The sequence below is a fragment of the Nocardiopsis gilva YIM 90087 genome (assembly GCF_002263495.1).
GTDB classification, from domain to species: domain Bacteria; phylum Actinomycetota; class Actinomycetes; order Streptosporangiales; family Streptosporangiaceae; genus Nocardiopsis_C; species Nocardiopsis_C gilva.
This window is the reverse complement of the sequence record NZ_CP022753.1, coordinates 2,648,435-2,672,103: the sequence shown is the minus strand read 5'-3', so window position 1 is coordinate 2,672,103 and position 23,669 is coordinate 2,648,435. Positions and strand designations below refer to the sequence as shown.

Annotated in this window: 20 protein-coding genes; 2 read left to right on the top strand and 18 right to left on the bottom strand. The window is 70.8% G+C overall.

Annotation, left to right across the window (positions count from 1 at the left end; genetic code table 11):
* Positions 1-23: 23 nt before the first annotated feature.
* Positions 24-929, bottom strand: a complete 906-nt coding sequence (locus CDO52_RS12175; protein WP_026125453.1) for a LysR family transcriptional regulator — start codon at positions 927-929, stop codon at positions 24-26.
* Positions 930-1,002: 73 nt separating this feature from the next.
* On the opposite strand from CDO52_RS12175, the gene CDO52_RS12170 reads away from it, so the two are divergent.
* On the top strand, positions 1,003-2,004 hold the full coding sequence (locus CDO52_RS12170; RefSeq protein ID WP_017616967.1) for a DMT family transporter: 1,002 nt from the start codon (positions 1,003-1,005) through the stop codon (positions 2,002-2,004).
* Between the two features lie 15 nt (positions 2,005-2,019).
* Here the strand turns inward: CDO52_RS12170 and CDO52_RS12165 are convergent, their stop codons facing one another.
* The 4 genes from CDO52_RS12165 to CDO52_RS12150 all read right to left on the bottom strand — a co-directional run bounded on the left by CDO52_RS12165 (position 2,020) and on the right by CDO52_RS12150 (position 4,672).
* Positions 2,020-2,946, bottom strand: coding sequence for an RluA family pseudouridine synthase (locus CDO52_RS12165; RefSeq protein ID WP_094932391.1), 927 nt, complete (start codon positions 2,944-2,946; stop codon positions 2,020-2,022).
* Positions 2,943-3,623 carry a signal peptidase II gene (lspA, locus tag CDO52_RS12160; RefSeq protein ID WP_017616971.1) on the bottom strand — a complete coding sequence of 227 codons (681 nt, stop codon included), beginning with the start codon at positions 3,621-3,623 and terminating at the stop codon, positions 2,943-2,945. The genes CDO52_RS12165 and lspA overlap by 4 nt, the downstream gene beginning before the upstream one ends.
* A gap of 35 nt (positions 3,624-3,658) precedes the next feature.
* Entirely contained in the window at positions 3,659-4,069 is a 411-nt protein-coding gene (locus tag CDO52_RS12155; protein WP_017616972.1) for a TraR/DksA family transcriptional regulator, read from the bottom strand.
* A 339-nt stretch (positions 4,070-4,408) separates the two neighbouring features.
* Positions 4,409-4,672 (bottom strand): hypothetical protein, encoded by a 264-nt coding sequence (locus tag CDO52_RS12150; protein ID WP_094932390.1) that lies wholly within the window; start codon positions 4,670-4,672, stop codon positions 4,409-4,411.
* 468 nt (positions 4,673-5,140) lie between these two features.
* Between CDO52_RS12150 and ileS the strand changes: the two genes are divergently transcribed.
* Positions 5,141-8,323: an isoleucine--tRNA ligase gene (gene ileS / locus CDO52_RS12145; RefSeq protein WP_017616973.1), complete on the top strand. Its 3,183-nt coding sequence runs from the start codon at positions 5,141-5,143 to the stop codon at positions 8,321-8,323.
* A 785-nt stretch (positions 8,324-9,108) separates the two neighbouring features.
* Here the strand turns inward: ileS and CDO52_RS12140 are convergent.
* From CDO52_RS12140 to mraY, 13 genes are all read right to left on the bottom strand, one after another.
* Positions 9,109-10,566 (bottom strand): midas domain-containing protein, encoded by a 1,458-nt coding sequence (locus CDO52_RS12140; protein WP_094932389.1) that lies wholly within the window; start codon positions 10,564-10,566, stop codon positions 9,109-9,111.
* Positions 10,567-10,631: 65 nt separating this feature from the next.
* Entirely contained in the window at positions 10,632-11,513 is an 882-nt protein-coding gene (locus CDO52_RS12135; RefSeq protein WP_094932388.1) for a DivIVA domain-containing protein, read from the bottom strand.
* Between the two features lie 130 nt (positions 11,514-11,643).
* Positions 11,644-11,937 (bottom strand): YggT family protein, encoded by a 294-nt coding sequence (locus CDO52_RS12130; protein ID WP_017616976.1) that lies wholly within the window; start codon positions 11,935-11,937, stop codon positions 11,644-11,646.
* Between the two features lie 39 nt (positions 11,938-11,976).
* Positions 11,977-12,504, bottom strand: coding sequence for a cell division protein SepF (locus tag CDO52_RS12125; protein WP_017616977.1), 528 nt, complete (start codon positions 12,502-12,504; stop codon positions 11,977-11,979).
* Between the two features lie 115 nt (positions 12,505-12,619).
* Positions 12,620-13,360: a YggS family pyridoxal phosphate-dependent enzyme gene (locus tag CDO52_RS12120; protein ID WP_017616978.1), complete on the bottom strand. Its 741-nt coding sequence runs from the start codon at positions 13,358-13,360 to the stop codon at positions 12,620-12,622.
* Positions 13,357-14,085 carry a peptidoglycan editing factor PgeF gene (pgeF, locus tag CDO52_RS12115; RefSeq protein WP_017616979.1) on the bottom strand — a complete coding sequence of 243 codons (729 nt, stop codon included), beginning with the start codon at positions 14,083-14,085 and terminating at the stop codon, positions 13,357-13,359. The genes CDO52_RS12120 and pgeF overlap by 4 nt, the downstream gene beginning before the upstream one ends.
* Positions 14,086-14,220: 135 nt before the next feature.
* Positions 14,221-15,633 carry a cell division protein FtsZ gene (gene ftsZ, locus CDO52_RS12110; RefSeq protein ID WP_017616980.1) on the bottom strand — a complete coding sequence of 471 codons (1,413 nt, stop codon included), beginning with the start codon at positions 15,631-15,633 and terminating at the stop codon, positions 14,221-14,223.
* Positions 15,634-16,048: 415 nt separating this feature from the next.
* Complete coding sequence (locus CDO52_RS12105) at positions 16,049-16,795, bottom strand: cell division protein FtsQ/DivIB (RefSeq protein ID WP_017616981.1); 747 nt, start codon at positions 16,793-16,795, stop codon at positions 16,049-16,051.
* Between the two features lie 126 nt (positions 16,796-16,921).
* On the bottom strand, positions 16,922-18,373 hold the full coding sequence (gene murC, locus CDO52_RS12100; RefSeq protein ID WP_017616982.1) for a UDP-N-acetylmuramate--L-alanine ligase: 1,452 nt from the start codon (positions 18,371-18,373) through the stop codon (positions 16,922-16,924).
* Positions 18,370-19,530, bottom strand: coding sequence for an undecaprenyldiphospho-muramoylpentapeptide beta-N-acetylglucosaminyltransferase (murG, locus tag CDO52_RS12095; protein ID WP_017616983.1), 1,161 nt, complete (start codon positions 19,528-19,530; stop codon positions 18,370-18,372). The genes murC and murG overlap by 4 nt, the downstream gene beginning before the upstream one ends.
* Positions 19,527-20,891, bottom strand: coding sequence for a putative lipid II flippase FtsW (gene ftsW / locus CDO52_RS12090; RefSeq protein WP_017616984.1), 1,365 nt, complete (start codon positions 20,889-20,891; stop codon positions 19,527-19,529). The genes murG and ftsW overlap by 4 nt, the downstream gene beginning before the upstream one ends.
* A 306-nt stretch (positions 20,892-21,197) precedes the next feature.
* A complete protein-coding gene (gene murD / locus CDO52_RS12085; RefSeq protein WP_094932826.1) occupies positions 21,198-22,622 on the bottom strand; it encodes a UDP-N-acetylmuramoyl-L-alanine--D-glutamate ligase in 1,425 nt (474 codons plus the stop codon).
* 20 nt (positions 22,623-22,642) lie between these two features.
* The gene (mraY, locus tag CDO52_RS12080; RefSeq protein WP_394296708.1) at positions 22,643-23,653 is read right to left on the bottom strand and encodes a phospho-N-acetylmuramoyl-pentapeptide-transferase; all 1,011 of its coding nucleotides are present in this window, start codon (positions 23,651-23,653) and stop codon (positions 22,643-22,645) included.
* Between the last annotated feature and the right edge of the window lie 16 nt (positions 23,654-23,669).

Below are 23,669 nucleotides of genomic sequence, written 5' to 3'. Positions count from 1 at the left end.
GAGCCCAGTTGGGCCCGGCCCGGTCAGTCCCGGTACACGGCGGCCGCCTCGCGCAGGGCGCGGACCGTGGCACGGATCGCGGGCCGACGGGCGGCGTCGGCCCGCCAGACGACATAGACCTGGCGGACCAGGGCCGGTTGCACCGGGACCACGCGCACGCCCTCGGGGACGGGGTCGCGTCCGAGGCGGGGCATCATGGCCGCGCCGAGGCCGACGGCGATCATGGCGAACTTGGTCTGATGCTCCTCGACACTGTGCGCGATGTCGGGTTCCACGTCGCGGGCGCGCAGGGTCTGGTGCAGCCAGTCGTCGCAGATGGATCCCTTGGTCCAGCTGATCCACGGCTCGCCGAGCACTTCGTCGAGGTCCACCAGGTCGCGGTGGGCCAGCGGATGGTCGGCCGGCAGCGCGATGTCGGCGATGTCCTCCATCAGTGGCGCCCGCTGCAGGCCCGCGGGCAGCGGAACCGGGGCACCGTCCCAGTCCACCACGATGGACAGGTCGGCGTCCCCGCGCGCCACCGCGGGCACGCTCTCGTCCGGTTCCAGCTCGTCGAGTTTCACGCGCAGCCCCGGGTGGGTCTCGCGCAGGGCGACGAGCGCCGGTGGGACCAGGTCGCGCGCCGCCGTCGCGATCGACGCCAGCCGCAGGTGGCCGAGCACCGTGTCGCGGTGCGCCTCCAGGTCGGCCTCTGCTTGGCGGACCAGCGACAGGATGTGTCCGGTGTGGTCGACCAGGAGCTCGGCGGCCTCGGTCAGCCGTACGCCCCGGCCGTCACGCTGCACGAGGGGCTGGCCGACCTCCCGCTCCAGCTTGCTCAGCTGCTGGGAGACGGCCGAGTTGGTGACCCGCAGGGCCTCGGCGGCCGCGGTGAGCGACCCGTTCACCGCGATGGCGTGCAGAACACGCATACGATCGACACTCAACATGTAAGCGATACTAAGACTGTTCTTAAGAAGATTGAAGTAGACCTAACGAAAGAGTGAACGGTACAAACGTCGCATGACGTCCACCGCCGACCGCGGGGCGGCTCCCTCCGGTGCCGTTCCGCCCCTCGGGTCCACCTCTCCCCCGCGCTCCCCTCTCGCCCTGCTCTCCGGCTGGAAGCCGAAGTTCCTGCTCCTCGCTCTGGTGTGGGGGATGAGCTTCCTGTTCATCAAGATCGGCACGGAGGCCCTCGAACCGCTGCAGATCACGCTCGGCCGGATGGCGACCGGCGCGCTCCCGCTCGCCGCCGTCGTGCTGCTGCGCCGGGGACGCCTCCCCCGATCGCCACGGATCTGGCTGCACCTGTCGGTGGCGGCCTTCCTGCTCAACGTGCTGCCGTTCACGCTCTTCGGCTACGCGGAACAGCTGATCCCCTCGGCGCTCGCCGGGATCTGCAACGCCGCCACTCCGCTGTTCGCCGTGGGGTTCTCGCTACTCCTGCTCTCCGACGAGCGGCCGACCCGCGCGCGGCTGGTCGGGCTGGTCATCGGGTTCACCGGTGTGCTGGTGGTGTTCGGTGTGTGGACGGGGTTCGCCGGGGCCGGGAACACCGGCGCGTTCCTCGCCGTAGGCGCCGCCGTCTGCTACGGCGTCGGCACGCCCTACCTGCGCCGATTCCTCACCGGCACCGGACACACCAACGTGGAGCTCGCGACGGCGCAGCTGCTCGCCGGGACGGCGCAACTGCTGATCATCACCCCGCTGGCCACCGACATGCCACCAGAGTTGCCGCTGCGGGTGATCCTGGCGGTGACAGCGCTCGGCGCGCTCGGCACCGGCCTGGCCTACGTCCTGCAGTACGCGATCATCGGCGCGGCCGGGGCGACGATCGCCTCCACCGTCACCTACGTCGCGCCCATCGTCGCCGTCGTCGCCGGTGTGGTGATCCTCGGCGAGTCGCTGGTCTGGAACGAACCCGTCGGAGCGGCGATCATCATCCTCGGCGCCGCACTGTCCCACGGGTCCCTGCGGCCGCGCCGCCCCCGAACGGACGGCGCGCCGACTCCGCCCTCATGAACAGGGCAGGTCCCGCTAGTCCTCGCGGAGCTGTTCGACGGCCTTGGCGAGGTCGTCCGGGTAGGGGCTCTCGAACTCCATGAGGCGGCCCTGGGTCGGGTGGTCGAAGCCCAGGCGCACCGCGTGCAGCCACTGCCGGCGCACGTTGAGCCGGTCGGCGAGGGTGGGGTCGGCGCCGTAGAGGTAGTCGCCGACGCAGGGGTGGCGCATGGCCGCCATGTGCACGCGGATCTGGTGCGTGCGGCCGGTTTCGAGCTTGATCTCCAGGAGGCTGGCCGCGCGGAACGCCTCGAGGGTGTCGTAGTGGGTGACGGACGGACGGCCGCCCGCCACCACCGCGAACCGGCCGTCGCCGGAGGGGTGGCGGTCGATCGGGGCGTCGATGGTGCCGCGCAGCGGGTCCGGGTGGCCCTGGACCAGCGTGTGGTACCGCTTGTCGACGGTCCGCTCCTTGAAGGCGCGCTTGAGCACGCTGTAGGCGGCCTCGCTCTTGGCCAGCACCATCAGGCCGGTGGTGTTGGCGTCGAGCCGGTGCACGATGCCCTGCCGCTCGGCGGCGCCGCTGGTGGTCAGCTGGACGCCCGACGCGAGGAGCCCTTCGAGCACCGTCGGTCCGGTCCATCCCACCGTGGGGTGGGCCACGACGCCGATCGGCTTGTCGACGACGATGATGTCGCTGTCCTCGTAGACGATGCCGAGCCCCGGCACCGGCTCGGGGCGCGGGACGGGCGCGGTGGGCGGGGGCGGGAGGGTGACGTCCAGCCAGGATCCGGCCTGCACGCGGTCGGACTTGCCCGCCGCTCCTCCGTTCACGAGCACGTTGCCGTCGACGATCAGTTCGGCGGCACGTGTACGGGACAGTCCGAACATGCGGGCGATGGCCGCGTCGAGGCGGTCGCCCTCCAGCCCGTCCGGTACGGGCATACTGCGCTGGTCACTCACGTCCGGTCTCCCTCGTCCGCGCCGTTGTCGCGTGCGCGGTGCTGCTCGCTGGCGTCAGTGTCTGCCGCCTCCGTCTCATCCGCCGCGGGGCCCTCCGGCGCGGTGGGGGTGGCGGCGGACTCGTCCTGGCCGTTCCCCTCTCCGGTCCCGTTGTCCCCAGTATCGGCCTCGGCGTCGGACTCCCGGGTTCCGTCGATGTTGATGCCCCGGAAGGCCAGGACGACCGCGAGGACGCCGCCGACCACGATGCAGGAGTCCGCGAGGTTGAACACCGGCCAGTTCGGGAGCTGGATCCAGTCGACGACCTCGCCGTACAGCGGGCCGGGGGGCCGGAAGAACCGGTCGTAGAGGTTACCTGTCGCGCCGCCCAGGATCAGGCCGAGCGCGATGGCCCACCCCGTGCTGCGCAGATTGCGCCCCACGCGCACGATGTAGATCGCCACAACGCTGGCGATCAGGGTGAACAGCCAGGTCATGCCGGTTCCGATGGAGAACGCGGCGCCGGAGTTGAAGACGAGGGTCAGCCGCAGCAGCTCCCCGACGACCGACACGGTCTCTCCGGGCAGGAGCTGCGCGAGCACGATCTCCTTGCTGGCGAAGTCGGCCACGAACGCGACGACCGCCAGGGTCAGCAAAAGAACGAACCGCCGCGGCTTGTTCGCGGCGGGTCCGTTCACCGTCCGATGTTTGTCCCCGGAGGGCTCGATGTCACTCAGCGACGCTCCTCGCGCTGTTTGCACTGCACGCACAATGTGGCCCGCGGAAACGCCTGCAGCCGGGCCTTGCCGATGGCCTTGCCGCACGACTCGCAGGCCCCGTAGGTCCCCGCGTCCATCCGCTTGACCGCCCGCTCATTCTGGGCAAGCAGGTCACGAGTATTGTAAGCCAGCGCCAGGTCGTGCTCGCGCTGGTAGGCCTTGGCACCGGTGTCCGTCGGGTCGTCACCGGCCCCGTCGACGGAGTCGGCGAGCCGCTCCGCCAGCTTGGACTCGGTATCCGCGATCTCCTCCCGCAGCTGCGCCATCTCGTCTTCCAGCTCTTGGCGCACGGCGGTGAGCTCCGCCTCGGTCCATGGGCTCTCCCCCTCGCGGACGGGAAGCCCGGAGGCCTCGGTCACGCCCATGTTCCCCTCACGTTCTGCCCCACGGAGCCCCTGCGCGGCCCCGGCCGTCCTCGCCGTGGTCTTCGACACCATCCGGCTCCTGTTTGCGCACGACCGCCCACACGCGTGCGACGGTCCCCGATATCCCCCTATCGACCTGCGAGAACATCACGGTTACCCCGCGTCCGTCCACGCAATGCCGGGTAGCTTAAACGCCCACCGAAGGGCGATTCAACCGACACGACGCAACAGGCACACGGTGGTTCTTTCCCTCATGTGTTCCCACGTTCCGGGGTTCCGATTCGCCGGGGCTCCGGGCGCCCGCGCCGTCGACCGGTCGCACACCGGCCCGCGCGGCGCTCAATCGGCGACGGCGAACCCGCCGTAGTCCTCCGCGAGCCGCGCCAGGTGCGGCTCGTCGAACGTGGCCGGACCGCCGTGCGGGCCGGTGTGCACCTCGATCACCCAGTCGGCGTCCTCGGCGTCGTCCTCACCGGCCAGCATGTCGCGGTGCACGGCGCACGGCTCGTAGCCCTGCCCGCTCAGCTGCTCGGCCAGCTCCTCGGCGTCCTCGCGGTCGGGCAGCGTGACCAGTACCGTGCCCGTGCCCTTCGCCTCACCCATGTCGCATCCGCCCTTCGCGTGTCGCTCGTCTCGGCCGGACCGGCGGCGCGTCGCCGTCCCGGCAGGCCAGTATGCCCGTCCCCGCACCGCGGCTTCGCCGCCACCGCCCCTTCGCGTACGGAGCCGCGCGGATATCCGGAGCGGAAAACGGCGGGAGGCGGCGTGCGGGTTCGGCTATCCTCGAGACAGCAAGGCGTGGATGGGGACGAGTACCGTCGGAAACAGCCCTCAAGCGACCCGGGGATGGTGGGAGCCCGGGGGTATGCCCGTCGGGAAGATCACCCCGGAGCCGCCGGAAGAACGGCCGGAGCCGCGATGCGACGCGCGCCCGGCCCAGTAGACCCGGCCGCGGCAGGAATGAAGTGGGGCGCCCTTCGTGCGGAGGCGTCGCCCAAGGAGGGTGGTACCGCGGGGCCGCCGAGCCTCGTCCCTCCATCAGGTGAACGCTCCTGATGGAAAGGGCACGAGGTGTCTCACGAACAACCCGCCGCCGCCCGGCCGTTCCCGGCGCTCCCGGCCCAGGTCGATCTGCCCAAGGTCGAGCACGAGGTGCTGCGGCGCTGGTCGGAGCAGAAGGTCTTCGAGCGCTCCCTGGAGCGGACGCGCGGCGGCCCGAGCTGGGTCTTCTACGAAGGGCCCCCGACCGGCAACGGACAGCCCGGCGTGCACCACGTCGAGGCCCGCGCGTTCAAGGACGTCTTCCCGCGCTTCAAGACGATGAAGGGCTTCCACGTCGACCGCAAGGCCGGGTGGGACTGCCACGGCCTGCCGGTCGAGGTCGCCGTCGAGAAGGCGCTCGGCCTCAGCGGCAAGAAGGACATCGAGGAGTTCGGTGTCGCCGAGTTCAACGCCCACTGCCGCGAGCACGTGCTCAGCAACGTCAAGGACTTCCGCGCCATGACGGAGCGGATGGGCTACTGGGTCGACCTGGACCAGGCCTACCGCACCATGGACGCCGAGTACGTGCAGTCGGTGTGGTGGGCGCTGAAGACCATCTGGGACAAGGGGCTGCTGGTCCGCGACTACCGGATCAGCCCCTACTGCCCGCGCTGCGGGACCACGCTCTCCGACCACGAGCTGGCCCAGGGGTATGAGACCATCACCGACCCCTCGGTGTTCGTGCGCTTCCCGGTGACCTCCGGGCCGCTGGCCAGTCCCGACCACCCCACCTCGATGCTGGTGTGGACCACGACGCCGTGGACCCTGGTCTCCAACACGGCCGTGGCCGTGCACCCCGACGTGTCCTACGTCGTGGCCACCGACGGCAACGAGCGCCTGCTGCTGGCCGAGCCGCTGGTCGAGAAGGTCCTGGGCGAGGGCTGGAAGCTCACCGGCGAGCGCTTCGAGGGCACCGAGATGGAGCGCTGGACCTACCAGCGCCCCTTCGAGCTGGTCGACTTCGCCGAGCCCGCGCACTTCATCGTCCTGGGCGACTACGTCACCGTGGAGGACGGCACCGGTCTGGTCCACCAGGCCCCCGCCTTCGGCGCCGACGACATGGCGGTCTGCCGCGCCTACGGGCTGCCGGTGGTCAACCCCGTGCGCGGCGACGGCACGTTCGAGGCGGACCTGGACCTGGTCGGCGGACAGTTCTTCAAGACGGCCGACCCCGCGCTCGTCGCCGACCTGGCCGACCGCGGGCTGCTCTTCCGCAACGAGCCCTACGAGCACAGCTACCCGCACTGCTGGCGCTGCCACACCCCGCTGCTCTACTACGCGCTGCCGTCCTGGTACATCAAGACCACCGCGGTCAAGGACGAGCTGCTCGCGCAGAACGCCCAGACCACCTGGTTCCCGGAGAACGTCAAGGAGGGCCGGTTCGGCGAGTGGCTGCGCGGCAACATCGACTGGGCGCTCTCGCGCAGCCGGTACTGGGGCACGCCGCTGCCGGTGTGGGAGTGCGACTCCGGGCACTTCACCGTCGTCGGCTCGCTGGCCGAGCTCGGTGAGGTGGCCGGACAGGACCTCAGCGCGCTCGACCCGCACCGCCCCTACGTCGACGACGTGGTGGTCGACTGCCACGAGTGCGGCGCGCGGGCACGGCGCGTCCCCGAGGTCATCGACGCCTGGTTCGACTCCGGCTCCATGCCGTTCGCGCAGTGGGGCGCCCCGCACCACAACGCGGAGACCTTCGAGGCCAACTTCCCGGCCCAGTACATCGCCGAGGCCATCGACCAGACACGCGGCTGGTTCTACTCGCTCATGGCCGTGAGCACCCTCGTCTTCGGGCACTCCTCCTACGAGAACGTGGTCTGCCTGGGCCACATCCTCGCCGAGGACGGCCGCAAGATGAGCAAGCACCTGGGCAACGTCCTGGAGCCCATCCCGGTGATGGATCGGCACGGCGCCGACGCGCTGCGCTGGTTCATGCTGGCCAGCGGCTCGCCGTGGGCGGCGCGCCGGGTCGGCCACGCGGCTCTGGAGGAGATCGTCCGCAAGGTCCTGCTGACCTACTACAACACCGTCTCCTTCTTCACGCTGTACGCCAATGCCGGGGAGACCTGGAGCCACGAGCGGCTGGCCGACGCTCCGGCCCCGGCCGACCGCCCGCTGCTGGACCGGTGGCTGCTCTCCGAGCTCAACCGGCTGGTCGCCGATGTCGACGAGGCGCTGGAGAACTTCGACACCACGGGTGCCGGGCGGCGGCTCACCGCGTTCGTCGACGACCTGTCCAACTGGTACGTGCGCCGCTCCCGCCGCCGCTTCTGGGCGGGCGCGAGCACCCCGGAGGGCGCGTCGGCCTTCGCCACGCTCTATGAGGCGCTGGAGACGCTGACGCAGCTGATGGCCCCGATGGTGCCCTTCATCACCGACCACGTGTGGGCGGCGCTGCGGCGGCCGGAGTCCCCGGAGTCGGTGCACCTGACCACCTGGCCCGAGGTGCGCCGCGAGCTGATCGACACCGAGCTGTCGGAGCGGATGGCGCTCACCCGCCGCCTGGTGGAGCTGGGCCGTGCCGCGCGCGTCGACTCCGCGGTGCGGACGCGCCAGCCGCTGTCGCGGGTCCTGGTCGGCGCACAGGGCTTCGAGGCGCTGCCGGAGCAGCTGCGGACGCAGATCGCCGAGGAGCTGAACGTGGTGCGGCTCGACCCGCTGTCGGCGGTCGGCGGCGACCTGGTGGACTACACGGTCAAGCCGAACTTCCGGGCGCTGGGCAAGCGGTTCGCCAAGCGCACACCGGTGGTCGCGAAGGCGATCCAGGCGGCCGACGCCCGGAGCCTGGTCGAGGCGGTGCGCTCGACCGGCTGGGCGCACGTCGAGGTCGAGGGCGAGCAGGTGGAGGTCAACGCCGACGAGGTGCTGATCACCGAGCAGCCCCGCGAGGGCTGGGCGGTGGCCGCGGAGAACGGCGAGACCGTGGCCCTGGACCTGGAGCTGACCCCGGAGCTGCAGCGCGCGGGCCTGGCCCGCGAGGTCATCCGCCTCATCCAGGACGGACGCAAGTCCAGCGGCCTGGACATCTCCGACCGCATCGAGCTGTTCTGGTCGGCCAGCGACGAGAGCGCGGCACAGGCCGTGGCCGAGCACGGCGAGACCATCTCCGGTGAGGTCCTGGCCCGCTCCCTGAGCGAGGGCAAGCCCGCGGGCGAGGCCCACGAGGTGTCCTCGGAGGAGCTGGGCGTCACCTTCTGGCTCCGCAAGGCGGAGTAGCCGAGGGGCCAGGGAACAGGGGAAAGGCCGGGAGCGCGTGAGCGCTCCCGGCCTTTCGCGGGATGGGCCAGCGTCGGCGGCCCGCACCGCCGGTCAGCCCCCTGGTGGGGCGGCAAAGGCGGCAGCGACGAGGAGGCGGGGGTGGAGCGCCCCTGTCGTCCCACGGGTCGGGCCTCGACGGCGGCACCGAGGGCGTAGGGGCCGGGGCGCCCCTGTCGGCTCGCGGGCGGGACGGGGTGGGGTGGGGCCGGGCGGAGGGAAAGCGCCATCCGCCCTGCCCTTCCGTTGATCTCGGCGATATCGACCGAATACTCACCGGCATTCGGTCGATATCGCCGAGATCAACGGAGACAGGGGTTAGCGTGGTGGTGAAACGCCAGTAGCGGGCGGGCCGGAATGCCGCGTTTCCGCTGGACGTGAGAGTGCTTCCGCCATACGGGAGCCCCGAGCCCCCTCCGCCGATGATCATGGCAATTCTTCGGGCAAACCGGACAGAACCGGGACCGTTCCCATAATCATCGCCAGAAGGGATTCCGGACAGTGCCTAACCCGGCTTGCGGGCCCCGGCTGCACCCGCCAGGAGAGGAGCGGCCCCCGCCACTCGGCGCCGCCCCCGTTGCGGGCCGGGCAGCTTCCAGCGGCGCAGGCCCCCGACGTCGGCCCGGCCCCGCCGCACCCCTTAGAGGACCGGCGCCCCAGCCCCCTCCGACCTCGCTGCCGCTTTCCACCCAAGAACACCGGATAAGGACGACCGCCGACAAGGCCGCCCAGCAGACCCTTTCGGGCTAGCTGCCGCCGTCGCCCGGGCGCTTCAGCACGGTGGTGGCCTCCGGGTCTTCATCCTCGGCGTCATCGGTCGGGGTGTCCGAGGTGGTCTCCGCCTCTGCCTGGTCAGGCTCGTCCGATGTCTCCGCAGACGACTCGGCGTCAGGGGGCTCCGGGGGCTCGTCGGCGTGTTCCGCGTCCGTGGTGGTAGCGGCGTCGGTTTCTGTGTCCGTTGCGGCGGCCGTATCCGATGCTGTCGCCTCGTCGTCCCCGGACTCATCGCTTTCGGCGGCCGGGTCCGCCGCGGTGGTTTCCGCCGCGGGCGTGGTCGGGGTTTCATCGACGGTGTCGTCGGACTGTTCCGGCGCGGGCGTGCTCTCGGCTTCCGGCGGTTGCTGCTCGGGGTCCGGGTCCGCGGCGTCGTCGGCGGCCTCGGGTTCGTCGCCGGTGTCGCTGTCCGGGGCGGTCGCCTTCTCGGCTTCGTCGGTGGCGTCCGGTTCGTCGGTGGCGTCCGGCGCTACCGGTTCGGCGTCGGGTTCCTCGGGGTCCGCGGACGCGGACTGCGAGGGCTCCGGTTCTCCGGGTTCCGGCTCAGCGGGCTCACTCTCTGCCGGGTCGCCCTGCTGCAGGCGCTGGACGAAGGCGCCGAAGGAGGTGTCCTCGCCGTCGTCGGCCTCGTGGGCGTCCGGCTGGTCCGGCGCCTCCTGCTCGGCCTGTTCGGTTTCGGAGCTGGTCGCGGTGTCGGTCGCGGGTTCCGGCTCGTCGGCCGAAGTCTCTGTCTCCACCTCGGCCACGGCTGCGGGAGCGTCGTTCTCGGCGCTCTCGTCGGTGCTGCCGGTGGCCGTGGTCTCCGCGTGCTCGTCCTCCGCCGCGTCCTCGGGCACGGTGGGGGACTCCGCGGACGGGTCAGACTCGGGGGTCTCCGCCGCGGCGGGCTCCGCTGCTTCGGGGTGCTGGGAGTTTCCTTCGGAGGGGATCACGTAGCGGAAGGACACCGCCGGGTCGGGTGCCTCCGCTTCGTTCTCTGCTGTGGCCGCGGGCTCCGGCTCCGCCGACGCGGGTGGAGGCGCGGCCGGGGGCGGGCTCGCGGCCGCGGCTCCCGGCCACATGCGCGTGCCCTCGGATGCGGGGGCCCGCACCGGCGTCGGGGCCGGTGCGGGATCCGCTGGTGTGGTCATCGCCGGTGAGGCTGTGGCCGGTGCCGTCGCGACCGGGGGGCCAGTCGCGGCGGGGACGGACGCCTTCCCCAAACCGTCCGTCCGCGCGGCCTGTGCAGCAGGGGTCACTCGCTCCCTGAGTTCGTTCCATCCGGGGAGGCCAAAGTACCTGCGGAGGCGGATCGTCTCGATCAGCAGGAGAACGGCGCCGAGGCCGCCCATCCCGAGAGCGATGTAGACCAGCGTCGTCTCTGCGAGTACCACGGCCACCGCGATGACGACCAGAGCCGCCACAAGGGTGACGAGGCTGAGGATGAACACGGGAAGAGAGCGCCTTTACTCACGGATTGGCGTTGTGTTGTGTGCTGGGATCGAGGTCCCGCGCGTCAGCGACGCTCGTGCGGGGCCTCACCCGGGTGGAAACCCCCGTGCTGGGCCGGCTCGGGCTGAGCGAAGGGGTTGCCCGTGGGGGCACCACTGCCCGGAGCGGCCGGCATCGCCGGGGTTCCGCCGGTGGGCGCCATCGTCTGGAAGCCGCCGGTGGTGTTGGGGTTGGCCGCGTTGTGCTCGGCGCCCTCGGCGAGCTCGCGCAGCTGGCGCTCGAAGTAGTCCTTCAGGCGGCTGCGGTACTCGCGCTCGAAGTCCTTGAGCTCGCTGACCTTGTGCTCCAGCTCCTCACGCTGCTGCACGAGCGAGCCCATGACCTGGCGGTGGCGCTCCTGGGCGTCGCGGTCGAGGTTCTCAGAGCGGGCGCGGGCCTCGTTGACGATCTGCTCGGCCTGGCGGCGGGCCTTGCCGAGGATGTCGTCGGCCTCGTGGCGCGCACGGCCGAGGGTCTCGTCGGCCTCGCGGCGGGCGTCGGAGATGGCCTGGTCGGCGGTCTGCTGGGCGAGAGCGAGGACCCGCGCGGCGGTGTCCATGTTCTCCTCGGCGCCCGGGAGGCCCATGTTGGCGGCCATGGCCGGCATCGCCTGCTCGACCTGCGGCGCCGGAGCAGGGGCGGGGGCCGGGGCGGGCTCCGGCTGCTGCGGCTCGGGGGGGAGCTGCTCCTGCGGCGCCTGCTGGAAGTCCTGCATCCCTGCGTTGGGCACCTTGCCCCGCAGGCACTCCGCGAGCTTGCCGCGGAGCTCTTCGTTCTCCTGGATCAACCGGTCGAGCTCGGACTCGACCTCGTCGAGGAAGGCGTCGACCTCTTCCTCGTCGTACCCCGGTCGTAGCCGGGTGGTACTGAACTGCTTATTGCGTACATCCGCGGGTGTCAGCGGCATGCTCGTCTCCTTGGCGCGCTTGGACTCTATCCGTAGGGACGCTACCTGATCGTGACCTTACGGCAATCCAGTTCATGACCAAGACCACATAGCGGAACCGGAGCTTACCCATCCGGCATCCGTGACCTTCCTAGATGAACTGGATCGAAGCCACGACCTGGATGAGGATCACCACGAAGAGGAAGAGGACAGTGAAGCTCAGGTCCAGCGCCACGCTCCCCAGACGCACGGGTCTGATGAACCGGCGCAGGAACCTCAGCGGTGGATCGGTGATCGTATACGTCGTCTCCGCCAGTACCAACACGAACCCGCTGGGTCGCCAGGATCTGGCGAACGACTGTACGAGTTCGAAGACGAGCCGGCCAATCAACACCAGCATGAACAGCTGCAGGATGATGATGAGGACGGTCTGGACGATGCTCACGGTCGGACTCCGACCCACTCTCTGGACGTCTGCGGTGCTCTAGCTCTGATTGAAGAACCCTCGCTCAGCGATCCGTGCCTTGTCTTCAGCGGTCACCTCAACATTAGCCGGGGACAACAGGAACACCTTGTTGGTCACCCGCTCGATACTGCCATGCAGCCCGAAGATCAGCCCCGCCGCGAAGTCAACCAGCCGCTTCGCGTCGCTGTCGACCATCTCGGTGAGGTTCATGATCACCGGTATGCCTTCTCGGAAATGCTCTCCGATAGTACGCGCTTCGTTGTACGTCCGCGGATGGAGTGTGGTGATTCGCGCCAGGTCCGCAGTTGACGGCACCACATGGGTCGCGGTGCGACGTTCTCCCGCTGACATGGCGTAGTCGTCCGGGTCCATCACGGAGTCGGAGCGAGGGTCGCCGTCGTGGGCGTCCAGCTCGCGGTCGCGACGGTCATCGACCCCGTCGTCGAAATCGTCGAAGTCATCATATTCATCCGCATAGCGGTGATCGTAGCGGTCGTCCTCCACGAGGCCGAGGTAGACCGCCATCTTGCGCATCGCGCCGGCCATCTCTTGTCCTCCGTCGTCCCTGTGGTGCTGCACCGCAGATGACTTTTGCCTATTAGCCCAGGTCCGCCCGGGTGGGCGAACTCGACAGATGGGCGCCAAGGTCCATGTGGGGACATTACCCCACGATCGGGCCACGATCACCGAGCAACGCCGTGCCTACCCGCAGGTGTGTCGCACCGTGCTCGATGGCTGTCTCCAGGTCGCCGCTCATCCCGGCCGAGATCACCCTGGCCTGAGGGTAACGATCCCGGATGTCGGAGGCGACCTGGAAGAGGCGGGCGAACGCCGTGCCGGGGTCGCCCTGGCGGGGAGCGACGGCCATGACGCCGCCCACGGTCAGCCCCTCCTCGGCGTCGATGGCCTCGGCGACCGACAGGGCGTCGCGCGGGTCCACTCCTCCGCGCGGGCCCAGCTCGCCCACGGCCGACTCCGGGTCCAGGTTGATCTGGACCAGGCAGGTCAGCTGCCGCCCCTCGGCACGGGCACGCGAGCCGAGCGCGCGGGCGAGCCGGTCGCGGTCGACCGAGTGGACGACGTCGGCGTAGCGCGCCACCGAACGCGCCTTGTTGGTCTGCAGCTGGCCGACGAAGTGCCAGGTGAGATCCAGATCATCGCAGTCGGCGGCCTTCGGCGCGGCCTCTTGGTCGCGGTTCTCGCCGACGTCGGTGACGCCGAGTCCGGCCAGGATGCGCACATCGGACGCCGGATAGGTCTTGGTCACAGCGATGATGGTCACATCTTCGGGGTCCCGCCCGGCTTTCTCACAGGCGGTCGCCACCCGTTCGCGCAGGGCCAGGAGGTGTGACCGAATCTGGTCTCTCCGGCCGCCGTCCGCGGTGTCCGGGTGTCCGCTCATCTCGCCTCCCTCCAGATGAAACCGCCGAACCGGCCGGTCGGAGCGTCGCGCCGGTGCGAGAACAGCTCGGGGCTCTCCAGGGTGCAGCGCTCGTCCACCGTGATGTGGCCGATTCCGGCCGCCCGCAGCTGCGCGGCGACCGCGGCACGCAGGTCCACGCCGCTGGTCCCCTGGCGGGTGCGACTGGCCCCCTCCGGAGAGCGCCGCGCCACCTCCTCCTGCATCTCCGGCGGCACCTCGTAGCACTGCCCGCAGATCGACGGGCCGAGCGCGACCGTGATGCGGGCGGGCCGTGCCCCCTGGGCGACCATTTCGGCCGCCATCGCCGGGGCCACACCGGTGGCGGTGCCCATCCGCCCGGAATGGGCGGCGCCGATGACACCGGCCTCGCTGTCGGCGGCGAGGATCGGGAGGCAGTCGGCGGCCAGGGTCGCCAGCACCAGGCCGGGCCGCGTCGTCACGACGCCGTCGACCTTCCCGACGTCGCCGGGGGCGTCCGCCACAGCGACCTCGGCGCTGTGCACCTGGTTCATCCAGACCACGCGGTCGGGGTCGAAGCCGAGCCGGGCGGCGGCGATGCGGCGGTTCTCGGCGACGGCCTCGCGGTCGTCGGAGACCCCCGTGCCCAGGTTGAGCGTGTCGAACGGCGCGGCGCTGACCCCTCCGTCGTACCGCTGGGTGAAACCGGCGGAGACGCCCGGTCCCATCTCGATCTTGGCACTCATCTTCGGGCTGTTCCTCACAGACGAGAGAAGGAGGGAGAACGTGCAAAAGGGTACCGGCGGCGGGAAGCCCCGCCGCCGGTACCCGTACGTATCGTTACCTGTCGTGACCGCCGATTCCTCGGTGATCGCGGACCGTTATTTGAGGAAGTCCGGGACATCCAGGTCGTCCGGGTCGTCGAAGATGACCCGGCGCCGCGGCGTGGGAAGCTCCCCGCCGCGCGAGTACGACCCCTCGGTCCCGGTCCCCCGGACGTAGCCGCTGTCATTGACCGCGCGGATATTGCGGGCCCGCTGCTGCTGCTCGTTCCGGTCGGCGTCGTCGTCCTCCGGCTCCGCGGGCTCGGGCTCGGGCGGCTCCTCGGCGCGGACGGGCTCCGGCTCGGGCTCCGGTTCCGGGGCCGCGACGGGGGCGGGGGCGGCGGTCTCCGGACGGGGCCGCTCCTCGCGGACGGGCTCGGGCTCCGGCTCGGGGGCGGGCTCCGGACGGGGCTCGGCCGCAGCTGGGGGGACCTGGGCTCTCGGTGGAGCCGGGTCGGCTGGCGGATCGGAGCGCGGGGTGGCCGCCGTGGCGCTGGCCCGCGGCGGGTTGAGCGCCTCGCTGCGCGGTTCGTCGAATCCGGCCGCTATGACGGTGACCCGGACCTCGTCGCCCAGCGCGTCGTCGATGACCGCGCCGAAGATGATGTTGGCCTCGGGGGCCGCGGAGTTGGCGACGAGCTGGGCCGCCTCGTTGATCTCGAAGAGGCCGAGGTCGGATCCGCCCTGGATGGAGAGCAGCACGCCGTGCGCACCATCGATGCTGGCCTCCAGCAGTGGGGAGGAGATCGCCATCTCGGCCGCGGCCACGGCGCGGTCGTCGCCCCGGGCCGAGCCGATCCCCATGAGGGCCGAGCCCGCGCCGGACATCACCGACTTCACGTCGGCGAAGTCGAGGTTGATCAGGCCGGGCGTGGTGATGAGGTCGGTGATGCCCTGGACACCGGAGAGCAGCACCTGGTCGGCGGCCTTGAACGCGTCCAGCACACTGACCTGGCGGTCGGAGATGGACAGCAGCCGGTCGTTGGGGATCACGATGAGGGTGTCGACCTCTTCGCGCAGCATCGCTATCCCGGACTCGGCCTGGGTGGCACGGCGCTTGCCCTCGAACCCGAAGGGGCGGGTGACGACGCCTATGGTCAGAGCGCCCAGCGAGCGGGCGATGTCGGCCACGACGGGCGCGCCCCCGGTTCCGGTGCCGCCGCCTTCGCCGGCGGTCACGAAGACCATGTCGGCCCCCTTGAGGACCTCCTCGATCTCCTCTCGGTGGTCCTCGGCCGCCTTGCGCCCCACATCGGGGTTGGCGCCCGCGCCCAGACCGCGGGTGAGTTCGCGGCCGACGTCGAGTTTGACGTCGGCATCGCTCATGAGCAGCGCCTGAGCGTCGGTGTTGATGGCGATGAACTCGACGCCCTTGAGTCCCTCTTCGATCATCCGGTTGACGGCATTGACGCCGCCGCCGCCGATTCCGACGACTTTGATGACCGCGAGGTAATTCTGCGGTGCTGCCACGACGAGGGGCCTTTCCGCTCGCATCCGCCGACCGCACCGTTCCCTCCGCTGCGGGGGTCTTCCATGCTCCCCGCAGGTTGGGCCGGGCGGTCGGTCGTCCGGTTCTACAGTCTTTCTTCCGGGAGCCCGTGGACCGGTCGGCAACCGGCCGGGATCCCGCGGGGTCGGGGGCCGGTGAAACCGGTGGATCGGCTTCGTCCGAACCCCATTCGCCCTAACACTTCACGTCCATACTTATGTCAACCAAAGGTAGTGGTTCCCGACAGTAGGCCGCGGCCTTCCGAGGGGCAACTAACCACGAGTTCAGCCTAACGGCGTGTCGCATGATGAGGCGATGCGCAGACCCGGCGCGTCGCGTCTGGAATGTCCGATGACGTGTTCTTCTCCGACCGGTTCCGGACGCACGTACGGACCCTTATTTCACAACGGCCACATCGGGCGCGCTGACGTCGTAGCTGCGGTCGGCGTTGGACGGGTGCTCGCGCAGCAGTATGGCGAGCACTTCGCCCTTCTCCTTGGTGCGCTCGTCGTCCCCCCACGTGACCGTCGCGCCGTCGTCGAGTTTCAGGACCAGTGTCTTCGGGTCTTCCGCCGCGATGGTGCGGACCTTGGAGAGGACGCCGTCGGGCAGCTTCTCGGTGATCGCGGCCGCCGCCGCGATTCCAGAGTTGTCCTTGACCTCGCCTCTGATTCTGACCAGCGGGAATGCGTCGGGTCGGGACTCGACGTCGGCGATGCGCACGCCCTCGTGGTCGACCAGCCGGTAGCCGTCGCCCACCTTGAGGGCCAGCCGGGGGGTGCGCTCGGTGACCTCGACCCGCAGGGTGGACGGCCACCCGCGGGTCACCTCGACCGACTCCACCAGGCGCAACTTGGCGGCCCGGTCGGCGGCGGCCCCGGTGTCGACCCGGGCCAGGGGGGTACCCGTGGGCACGTCCAGGGCTTGGACGACCGCCTGGTCGGAGACCCGGTCGACCCCGGTCACCCGGATGTCGCGCACCACGAGCAGCCGCGATCCGAGCAAGACCCAGAGCACCACGGCCAGCAGGGCGACGATGAGGAGGGTGACGAAGGCGACCTTCCACGGATCGGACGATCTGGGGCTGTCCGGTCGGTCCGGTCTACCCGGTCTCCCCGGCTTCCCAGGCCCGCCGGACCCCACCGGCCCCGCGGGCCTCCCCGGGCCCCCGGAGCTCCGGGGTCTCCCGGTCGTCCCCGCCGCTTCCGCCTTACGACGCTCCACTGTCCACCGCTCCCCTCCCAGCCGTGGTCCTCCGGCGCGTCCGGGCTACTCCGCCGCGTCTCCTGTGCCCGCCGTGTCCGCCAACGCCGCCACGATCTCCGGCCCCAGCTCGGTGACGTCGCCGGCCCCCATGGTCAGCACGATGTCGCCCGGCCGGGCCAGGAAGGCGGCCGTGGAGACGGCCTCGGCCCGGTCCGGACGGTAGTGCACCCGGTCGTGGCCGATGCCGCCGGTGATCAGCTGGGCGTCGACGCCGGGCTCGGGCTCCTCGCGCGCCGCGTAGATGCCCAGCACGACGACCTCGTCGGCCATGGTGAGGGCTTCGGCGAACTCCTGCGCGAAGATCCGCGTGCGGCTGTAGAGGTGCGGCTGGAAGACCGCGACCACGCGGCCGGGGCCCGCCGCCTCCGCGGTCTCGCGGGAGGCGAGCGCCGCGCGGGCGGCCTCCAGGTCGGCGGCGATCTCGGTGGGGTGGTGCGCGTAGCTGTCGTAGACCGCCGCGCCCCGTGCCTCGCCCTTGGGCTCGAAGCGCCGGGCGGCGCCGGTGAAGGACGCGAGTCCCTCGACGGCGACCTCCGGGTCGTGGCCGAGCTCGTCGGCGACGGCGACCGCGGCCGCGGCGTTGAGGACGTTGTGCCGCCCCGGAGCGGAGATGGTGCACTCCAGCGGGTCGGCATCGGCCGGGGTGAGGGTGAAGGCGGTGGCGAAGCCGCGCGCGGAGATCTCCGAGACGCGGTAGTCGGCCTCGGGGGTTTCGCCGTAGGTGCGGACCCGCTTGCCGCGCTCGCGGGCGACCTCGGCGACCTTGCGCGCGCCGGGGTCGTCGATTCCGATGACGAGGGTGGAGCCCACGCGGTCGACGAAGGCGGCGAAGTTGTCGTGGATCTCGTCCAGGCCGCCGTAGTTGTCGAGGTGGTCGGCCTCGACGTTGGTGACCACGGCGATCTCGGGCGACAGCATGAGGAACGAGCCGTCGCTCTCGTCGGCCTCGGCGACGATGATGTCGCCGGCCCCGGCGTCGGCGCCCAGGCCGGTGGTGACGAGCTTGCCGCCGATCACGTAGCCGGGGTCGGCGCCCAGCTCCTGGAGCACGACGGTGAGCATCGAACTCGTGGTGGTCTTGCCGTGCGTCCCGGAGACGGCCACCCCTCTGCGGTCGAGGAGCAGCGCGCCCAGGGCCGCGGCGCGCGGCAGCACCCGCACTCCGCGCTCGCGCGCCCGGAGCAGCTCGGGGTTGTCATCGCGGACGGCGGAGGAGACGACGAGGGTGTCGGCGTCGCCCAGCTGGTCGGCCGCGTGGCCGACGTGCACGCGGGCGCCGAGCTCCTCGAGTTCGCGCAGCAGCGGGCTGTCCTTGGCGTCGCTGCCCGACACCTCGACGCCGCGCTGCAGCAGGATGCGCGCGATCCCGGACATCCCGACGCCGCCCATGCCGAGGAAGTGGACGCGGCCCAGGTCGCTGACGGGGACGGGCTCGGTCGGGGAGACCAGGCTCATTGCGCGTCCTTTCCGTCGTCGACGTAGCCGTTCTCGTCCTCGAAGTCGTCGTCGATCGGCGTCTCAGGGACGGACCCGCCCCGGGCGATCGCCATGACCTCGCGGGCCAGTGCCTCGTCGGCGTCGCGGCGGCCCATCTTGGCGGCGGCCTCCGACATGGAGACGATCCGGTCGGTGTCGGTCAGCAGCGGGATCAGGTTCTGCTGGATCCACTGCGGGGTGAGGTCGGCGTTGGGGACCATGAGGCCTCCCCCGGCCTCCACGATCGGCTCGGCGTTGAGACGCTGCTCGCCGTTGCCGATCGGCAGCGGGACGAACGTGGCGGGCAGGCCCACGGCGGTGAGTTCGGCGCAGGTCATGGCGCCGGACCGGCACATGGCCATGTCGGCGGCGGCGTAGGCCATGTCCATGCGGTCGACGTAGGGCACGGCGACGTACGGGACGCCGTCGCGCGTGAGGTCCTTGGGCTCCTCGGCGTTCTTCGGGCCGACGACGTGCAGGACCTGGACGCCCGCGGCGCTGAAGGCCCCGGCGCAGTCGAAGGCGGCCTGGTTGACGGCCTGGGCGCCCTGGGAGCCGCCGAAGATGAGCAGCGTGGGCAGGTCGGGGCGGAGCCCGAAGAAGGCCCGCGCCTTGTCGCCCATGCTCAGGCGGTCGAGCCGGGAGATCTGCTCGCGCAGCGGGATGCCGATGTAGCGCCCGTTGCGGATCTCGGTGTGCGGGTGGCCGGTGTAGACGTGCGGGGTCATCCGCGCGCCGAGACGGTTGGCGAGCCCGGGCAGCGGGTTGGCCTCGTGGATGACAATCGGGATCCGGCGCCGGCGGGCGGCCAGGTAGCCGGGGGTGGCGACATAGCCGCCGAAACCGACCAGCACCTCGGCCTGGATGCGGTCGAGGTGCTCGCACGCGGCGCTGACCGCGCCGGCGAGCTTGCCCGGGACCGACAGCAGCTTGGGGGTGAGCTTGCGGGGCAGGGGCACGGCCGGGATCTCACCCAGCTCATAACCCCGCAGTGGCACAAGGCGGGTCTCCAGTCCCCGCTCGGTTCCCAGACACACGATCTGGGCGTTCGGGTCGATACGCCGCAGCGCATCGGCCAGGGAGAGCGCGGGCTCGATATGCCCGGCCGTTCCACCTCCGGCGAGGGCTACCCTCATCGTCGCCGATTCCTCCTCGCTTGAACCTGCGTCGGACGCGATCCGTTCTTCGCCTGCGCCGCGCTCCCGGTTTTTCTCCCGGTCCCGGCATTGTCCAGGCCAAGCCAGCTTAGAGCCCTTTGCGCCCGACTCGGACCGCGAGCGGCCAGGGCCCTGCGGGCGGCGGGCTCGTTCTTCGCGAGCGCGAGCAGCACCCCCAGCGCCAGCATGGTCGGGATCAGCGACGATCCCCCAGCGGAGACCAGGGGAAGCGGAATGCCCGTAATGGGCATGAGGCCGATGACCGTTCCGATGTTGACCATTGCCTGGACCACGATCCAGCCGGTCAGCGACGTGGCGGCCAGCCGCGCGAACGGCTCCTTCGCCCGAGAGGCGACGCGTAGACCAGCGTAGCCCAGGACACCGAACAGTCCGACGACGAGAAGCGTCCCGATCAGCCCGAGCTCCTCGCCGATGATCGCGAAGATGAAGTCGCTCTCGGGGTGCGGCAGCACCCCCCACTTCTCGAAGCTGCCGCCGATGCCGCGGCCGAACACCCCACCGCTCCCGAGGGCGTACAGCCCGTGCAGCAGCTGGAAACCGGTCCCCGTGGGATCGGCCTCGGGGTTGAGGAACGAGGTCAGACGGCCCTTGCGGAACGGCTCGACGGCGATCATGATCGCGCCCAGCGCGGCCACCAGCCCGATCATGCCGCAGATCAGCCGCGTGGGCGCGCCCACCACCCACAGCAGCGAGAGGAAGATGGTGAGCAGGACAAAGGAGGTGCCCAGGTCGGTTCCGATGAGAACCAGGAGTACCAGCACGCCACATCCGGGCAGCAGCGGCATCAGCAGCTGACGCCAGTCGACCAGCTGCTTCAGCTCCTCCTTGCGGGCCAGGACATTGGCGCCCCACAGCGCGAACGCGAGCTTGGCGGGCTCCGAGGCCTGGATCGTCACTCCGCCGACCTCCAGCCACCGCATGGCTCCGGCGCCGTACTCCTCGCCTTTGAACATGGTGATGATCAGCAGCGCGACCGAGATGATCATCGCCGGGTAGCCGATGACCCGCAGCACCTTCGTCGGCAGCTGGGAGGCCACCACCAGCAGCGGCAGCCCGATCGCGGCGGCCACAACCTGCTTGCGGAACAGGGAGAGCGCCGAACCGGTCTCGGTGTAGGAGTCGACCATCGACGACGACCACACCATGACCAGACCGAGCATGATCAGCAGCGCGCTGCTGCCGAAGATGAGGTAGTAGGAGGTCAGCGGCCGGTTCACCACCTGCGGAAGCTCCCGCACCCGCGCCAGTCCCCGCCCGATGGCGCCGTTCCCCCGCCGGTCCGCCCCACCGGCGGAGGAAACCGATGTCGACACCGCCATACGTCACCTCCGCCTTCGCCCCTCTACCACCCGGCGTCGACCAAGTCTGGCGGCTGCACGCCCCTAGCCGTAGGACATTTCGCGCGTGTTGGGCGGTTTTCCAGTCCGCCCCACGGTGGTTCCCGCCACACCCGCCGGAGATCACCGCCATTGTCTCGACCACCCCGACAGAATCGGGGCGCGCACCGTGATCACCGCGGTGGCGGCGGTGGGGTGTCGGGGCTGCCGGGTCGGCCCGGTCCGCTCCTCCGGTGCTCTGAGGCGAAAAGCAGCGCCGAAGGCCCGCACCGAGGGCGCCGCGCCGTCCTACACGTCGAGGCCCTGTACGACCTCGGTGAAGGCGTCGCCGCGGGCGTTGTAGTCGGTGTACATGTCCATGGACGCCGCCGCGGGGGCCAGCAGCACGGTGTCGCCCTCTCGGGCGAGCTCCGAGGCGGACTTGACCACCTCGGCCATGGCGCTGCGGCCGTCGGTGTCGGCGATGTCGACGACCGGGACGTCCGGGGCGTGGGTTTCCAGGGCGGCACGGAGGCGGGCGCGGTCCTGGCCGATCAGTACGGCGCCGCGGAGGCGAGGGGCGGCGGAGCGGACGAGGGCATCGACGTCGGCGCCCTTGAGGAGGCCGCCCGCCACCCACACGACGGACGCGTACGAGGCGAGGGACGCCGCGGCCGCGTGGGGGTTGGTGGCCTTGGAGTCGTCGACGTAGTCGACGCCCCCGACGGTGGCCACGTGCGCGATGCGGTGGGGCTCCGGCGCGAAGGCCGCGAGTCCGGCGCGCACCGCCCCGGGGGCCACGCCCACGGACCGGGCCAGTGCGGCGGCGGCCAGGGCGTTGGCGACGTTGTGCGGGACCGCCGGGACGACATCGCCCAGCGTGGCGAGCTCCTCGGCGCTGTGCAGCGGGTCGTCGACGAAGGCCCGGTCCACCAGCAGGTCCTCGACCACGCCCAGTTCGCCGGGGCGCGGGGTGTCCAGGGCGAAGCCGATCAGGGGGGTCGTCGCGTCGCCCGCCTGGGCCAGGCGCAGGGACCACTCGTCGGCGGTGTTGGCCACCCGGATCGTGCCGGGCGCGTGGATGCGCCCCTTGGCCTCGGCGTAGGGCTCCAGGCCGCCGTGCCAGTCGAGGTGGTCGGGGGCCACGTTGAGGACGACGGCGGCGTGCGGGCGCAGCGAGGACGACCAGTGCAGCTGGAAGCTGGACAGCTCGACGGCGAGGATGCCGGGGTAGGCGCCCTTCTCGTCGGGCAGGGCGGCCTCGATGACCGGGGTGCCGACGTTGCCGACCGCGATGGCGTCACGGCCGCCGGCGCGCAGCATCGCCTCCAGCATCCGCACCGTGGTGGTCTTGCCGTTGGTGCCGGTCACCGCCAGCCAGATCTGGTCGGCGGGCTTGAGCCGCCAGGCCAGTTCGACGTCGCCGATGACCTCGATGCCCGCCTCGGCGGCGGCCACCAGCAGCGGGGAGTCGGGCCGCCAGCCGGGCGAGGTGACCACGAGGTCGGTCCCCGGCGGCGGGACATCGGCGGCGCCGAGCTCCACCTCGGCGCCCTCCACCCGCAGGTCGGCGGCCACGCGCCGGGTGGCGTCGTCGTCGCGGCCGTCGACGACGGTCACCCGCGCGCCGTGGGCGAGCAGGACACGGGCCACCGGCGGCCCGGACACCCCCAGCCCGGCCACGCACACGGCGCGGCCGCTGAGCCGGGTCGGGAAGGAGGTGGTCTCGCTCACGGTATGAGTCTCGCTCACGCTTATCTCGGCATCCATTCCAGGTAGAACAGGCCGATGCCGACGCCGACGAACAGGCCCTGGATGATCCAGAACCGGATCACGATGGTGGTCTCGGCCCAGCCCTTGAGTTCGAAGTGGTGCTGAAGCGGTGCCATGCGGAACACCCGTTTTCCGGTGAGCCGGAACGAGGTGATCTGGATCATCACCGACAGGGTGATGAGCACGAACAGGCCGCCGATGATGAGCAGCAGCAGCTGGGTGCGGGTGGTGATCGCCAGGCCGACGATGAGGCCGCCCAGCGCCAGCGAGCCGGTGTCGCCCATGAAGATCTTGGCGGGCGGCGCGTTGTACCAGAGGAACCCGATGCAGCCGCCGAGCACCGCCGCCGCGACGACCGCGAGGTCGAGGGGGTCGCGCACCGGGTAGCAGCTCGGTTCGAGCGCCTGGGTGCAGCTCTGCCGCAGCTGCCAGTTGCCGATGATGACATAGGCGACCAGGGAGAGGATCGTGGCGCCGGTGGCCAGTCCGTCGAGTCCGTCGGTCAGGTTCACCGCGTTGGAGAAGCCGACGATGAGGAACAGCGCCCAGATCACGAACACGCCGATCATCAGCGGCGGCCCGAAGTCGCGCAGGAAGGAGAGCTGCGGGGATGCGGGGGTGTAGCCGTAGCCGTTGGGGAACTGGGTGACGCCCACGGCGAAGCCGACGCCCACGACGGTCTGGCCGAGCATCTTCGCGCCGCTGCGCAGACCCAGACTTCGGCGTTTGTAGATCTTGATGAAGTCGTCGAGGAAGCCGACGGCACCCATACCGACGAAGAGGAACATCACCAGCAGACCAGACACCGTCGGCCGGGTCATCAGCGCCAGGTGGGAGCCGAAATAGCCGATGACCGCGCCGAGGATGATGACGATGCCGCCCATGGTGGGCGTGCCCTGCTTGGTCTTGTGCCCCTCGGGTCCGTCGTCGCGGACCTCCTGGCCGAACTTGAACCGGAACAGAATCCGGATCACCATCGGCATGAGCGCCATTGAGAAGATGAGAGAG